The sequence below is a fragment of the Terriglobus sp. YAF25 genome, from assembly GCF_052113305.1.
Taxonomy (GTDB): Bacteria; Acidobacteriota; Terriglobia; order Terriglobales; family Acidobacteriaceae; genus Terriglobus.
The window spans coordinates 1-3,641 of the sequence record NZ_JBFRCY010000476.1; the positions used below are offsets into that span (position 1 = coordinate 1).

Sequence of the window (3,641 nt, forward strand, 5' to 3'; positions counted from 1 at the left end):
GTCCCGGAGAGGATATTCCTCAACTTCTGGCCCGCGTGGAGGCTGTGGAAGTGGCTCTGGCGCCAAGCGCCCGGGTCATTGTTAACGAACGTACTGGAACAGTCGTAATTGGCGGCCAGGTGGTGCTGCAGCCGGTTTCGATCCTGCACGGTGGTTTGAGCGTCAATGTGGTCTCGGAGTTCGAGGTCAGCCAGCCAAACGCCTTCGCGCAGGGAACAACGCAGGTGGTGCAGCAAACCAAGGTGGATGCAAAGGATAAGCCGGTCAACCGCATCGAGCTCAAGCAGGGCGCGACGGTGGAAGAACTGGTGAGGGATCTGCAGGCGATCGGGGCTACAGCTCGTGACGTGATCTCGATTCTGCAGGCAATGAAGGCGGCAGGAGCATTAGAAGCAGAGATTGAGGTGCTGTGATGATGGTGACCTCGGTAGGCCCGTCCCTGGGCGATGCAACCRCAATACGGCAACAAAAGCTCGAAAACGCAGCGAAGCAGTTTGAAGGTATGCTGATGAACGAGCTGTTGAAGCCGCTGCGGAACGAGGAAGACGGAGAGGGTCAGTTCGGCGATGCCCTGAAGTCCTACGGGACTGAGGCGCTGGCGACAGCGATGGCGAGCCGGGGTGGCCTTGGATTTGGTTCAAAAATGGTAGCGGCTGTCGAACAACGCGAAAAAGATTCTGTTACGAGCTCAAGTCTGGCCCCGACAGGCCGATAAGCCCGTCAAGGAGTGTTGTATGGCAAACGAAACGAGTGGAATTGGAAATCTCGGCAGCCTGGTAAATGGCCTCGGTATTGAGAAGACAAGTGGCGTGGCACGGAGCACCAAGGCCGCGTCCGCAACAGAAGCCAAGAGCATCCAGCAGGATCAGACAACCCTTAGCCCCGCGGCGGGAGCACTCGCCCAGGCTGTCAATGGCGACGACACGCGCATGGAGAAAGTCGCCGCGCTGCAGAAGGCGATTGCCGACGGCAGCTATAACGTGCCATCGACCGCGGTAGCTGACAAGCTGATCTCGTCGATGCTCAAATAGGAGACTCATGTCTATCGGAAGCCTGGCTTCATTGATGTCGCTAGCCGGCTCGGCGTTGGATTCGACGCAGAAGGCGCTCAATGTAACCGCGCAGAATGTGGCTAACCAGAATACTGCTGGTTATACACGCCGCGTAGTTTCCTTTCAGGATTCCGTATCGGTCTCCGCTGTCAACGTCAGCGTGACCCAGCAGCGCGACCCCGTCGTGGAGCAGCGCCTGGCTGACCAGACGCATGTGGCGCAGGCGGCCAATTCGAAGCTGTCGGCGCTGAACGATCTCCAGAACGTCTTTCCGGTTAACAGCAGCGGAAGCACGGCTCTTGGAGGCGCCCTGGATGGCTTATGGACCTCGTTTGCCAGCCTTGAGGCCAATCCTTCGGATGTTGCGACACGCCAGGCGGTATTATCCGCGGCCGGATCGTTCGCTTCGGCGACGAACTCGGCGGCGAATCAACTGGATCAGCAGATCTCTGGAATCAACACACAGATCGGTGGCATTGCTACCAACATCAACAGCCTGAGCAAGACGATCGCCGGCCTCAATCAGCAGATCCTTGAAGGCAGAGATACTGACGGCTCTATTAGTGAGCAGCGGCAGCAGGCTATCACCCAGCTTTCCAATTATCTGGGCGTTTCCGTCACCCCCAATACGGACAACGCTGCTGTGACCGTGACCGCGAGTAACGGTGCAGTTCTTGTCAGCGGCGCATCTTCGTATGCATTCGATACTTCCTCGACCGCTGGTCTTACCGGTGGACAGATTGGCGGAATGGTAGCCGTACGCGACGGAGCCCTGGCAACCGCCCGCACCGCTCTGGACCAGCTCGCTACGAGCGTAGCGAATGCCGTCAATACCCAGAATGCTGCAGGTGTGGATGCAAACGGCAGCAGCGGTGGAGCGATCTTTTCGTCACCGTCGAGCGCTACAGGGTTTGCGGCAAATATCAAGGTCGTGATGACCAGTCCATCAGGGATTGCTGCTGCGGCTTCGGGAGAAGGTTCAGGAGGCAGTGGAAACGCCTCCGCGTTGGCTGCGCTGAAGGATGCAAAGAACACCAATGGAGAGACCGGCGGAGACTTTCTCGCGGCAATGTTGTCCGAGATCGGTGCGCAGGCAAGTGCGGCCTCCACGGACAATACGGCTCAGAATGCAACGCTGACGCAGATCCAGTCACAGCGCAATGCAGTCTCCGGAGTGTCGCTGGACGAAGAGGCAGCCAACCTGACGATGTACCAGAAGGCCTATCAAGCCAATGCGCGTATCTTCGCGGTTGCGGACAAACTGATGGCGGAAGCGATCAACCTCGGACAGGAAACGACGGTCTCCTAAGGACAGCATGATATGCGTATCGATCCCAATTTCATCACTGGTCTTACCGGCTCGCTGAACGCGATTTCAGCAACAGAACAGCGCTTGACGCAGCAGCTTTCGAGCGGATCGCGCGTGAATCAGTTGTCAGACGACTCTGTCGCGGTCAGTAGTGCGGCCCGTATGCAGTCAGAGCTCTCCCTCAACGACACGTTTATCCATACCGCGACCGGTCTCACCGGCCGTATGCAGACAGCCGACAGCGCTCTGAGCACGGTGGTGCAGCAGTTGACCCAGGCGATTTCGCTGTCGACGCAGGCAAACAACGGAACGTTGAATGCCGACGCGAAGGCGACCGTGGCGCAGCAACTGCAGAACATCAAGTCCACGGTCCTTTCCATGGCGAACAGCTCTTTCCAGGGGCAATATCTCTTTGCCGGCAGCGCTACCGACTCCCCCGCATTTGCCTCGAATGGAACCTATTCCGGAGACAGCTCGATCCAGTACGTAACCACTCCGACAGGGCAGAAGATCGCCACGAATGTGCCAGGATCGAATATCTTTTCTCAGGCTCTCACCGCTCTGGACGATGCCATTGCCGGTGCTACCTCCGGGGATATGACGGCGACAGGCAAGCTTGGGGCGGCTTTGAATACGGTGACGACGCAGCGCGCAGGCTTTGAAAACTCGCTCTCTGCCATACAGAGCGCCAGCGACACAGCCAGCCAGCGTAAGTCCGAGATTACGATTTCGCAGACGGAGTTGTTGAGCGCAGACCCGGCCCAGATTGCCACCGATCTGAGCAACACCCAAACCCAGCAGAAGGCATTGCTAAGTGTGATTGCCTCTCTGGGCAAGTCCAATCTCTTCGACTTTCTTTCATAGGGCACATAGGGCACGCCCTCGCCCTATACTGACAGCGGAATGTTTGGTGGGCTGCTGTTTCTTTGGAATGCGACGAAGGGCCACCGGCTGCGGCCGTGGAACTCTCCTTACCTGCGCTGGCGTCTTGAAACCTATTCCGGGTTGAAGGCAGAGCAGATTACTGCATCGGATTTCTTCCGGTTTGCCTGGCGGGAACGTGGTCAATTGATGCGCTTTCTGCGCTGGACCGGCGAGATTCGCGATCTGGCAGGAAAGCGGGGCGGAGAATGAATCTGCCTCGCCGCGACTTGTTGCGGTATGGTCTTCTTTCCGCCGCGGGTGCAGGTCTTGCTCCATTGATCGGTTGCGGGAAGAAGACGCCTGCTCCGGCTCCGAAACAGGCTCCTACCCGCGAGATTACAGGGCAGTGGTCCCTG

6 protein-coding genes are annotated in these 3,641 nt (G+C 58.1%); all 6 read left to right on the top strand.

Features of this window, described 5'->3' with window-relative positions:
* The coding region (locus AB4043_RS18280) for a flagellar basal body P-ring protein FlgI (RefSeq protein ID WP_442307719.1) at positions 1-413 on the top strand (413 nt) is incomplete at its 5' end.
* Positions 413-715 carry a hypothetical protein gene (locus AB4043_RS18285; RefSeq protein WP_442307720.1) on the top strand — a complete coding sequence of 101 codons (303 nt, stop codon included), beginning with the start codon at positions 413-415 and terminating at the stop codon, positions 713-715. The genes AB4043_RS18280 and AB4043_RS18285, both read left to right, overlap by 1 nt.
* A gap of 19 nt (positions 716-734) precedes the next feature.
* Positions 735-1,031 (top strand): flagellar biosynthesis anti-sigma factor FlgM, encoded by a 297-nt coding sequence (gene flgM, locus AB4043_RS18290; protein ID WP_442299395.1) that lies wholly within the window; start codon positions 735-737, stop codon positions 1,029-1,031.
* A 7-nt stretch (positions 1,032-1,038) separates the two neighbouring features.
* On the top strand, positions 1,039-2,361 hold the full coding sequence (flgK, locus tag AB4043_RS18295; protein WP_442299396.1) for a flagellar hook-associated protein FlgK: 1,323 nt from the start codon (positions 1,039-1,041) through the stop codon (positions 2,359-2,361).
* 12 nt (positions 2,362-2,373) lie between these two features.
* Complete coding sequence (locus tag AB4043_RS18300; protein WP_442299397.1) at positions 2,374-3,225, top strand: flagellin N-terminal helical domain-containing protein; 852 nt, start codon at positions 2,374-2,376, stop codon at positions 3,223-3,225.
* A 39-nt stretch (positions 3,226-3,264) separates the two neighbouring features.
* Positions 3,265-3,495: a hypothetical protein gene (locus AB4043_RS18305; RefSeq protein WP_147648517.1), complete on the top strand. Its 231-nt coding sequence runs from the start codon at positions 3,265-3,267 to the stop codon at positions 3,493-3,495.
* Positions 3,496-3,641 lie beyond the last annotated feature (146 nt).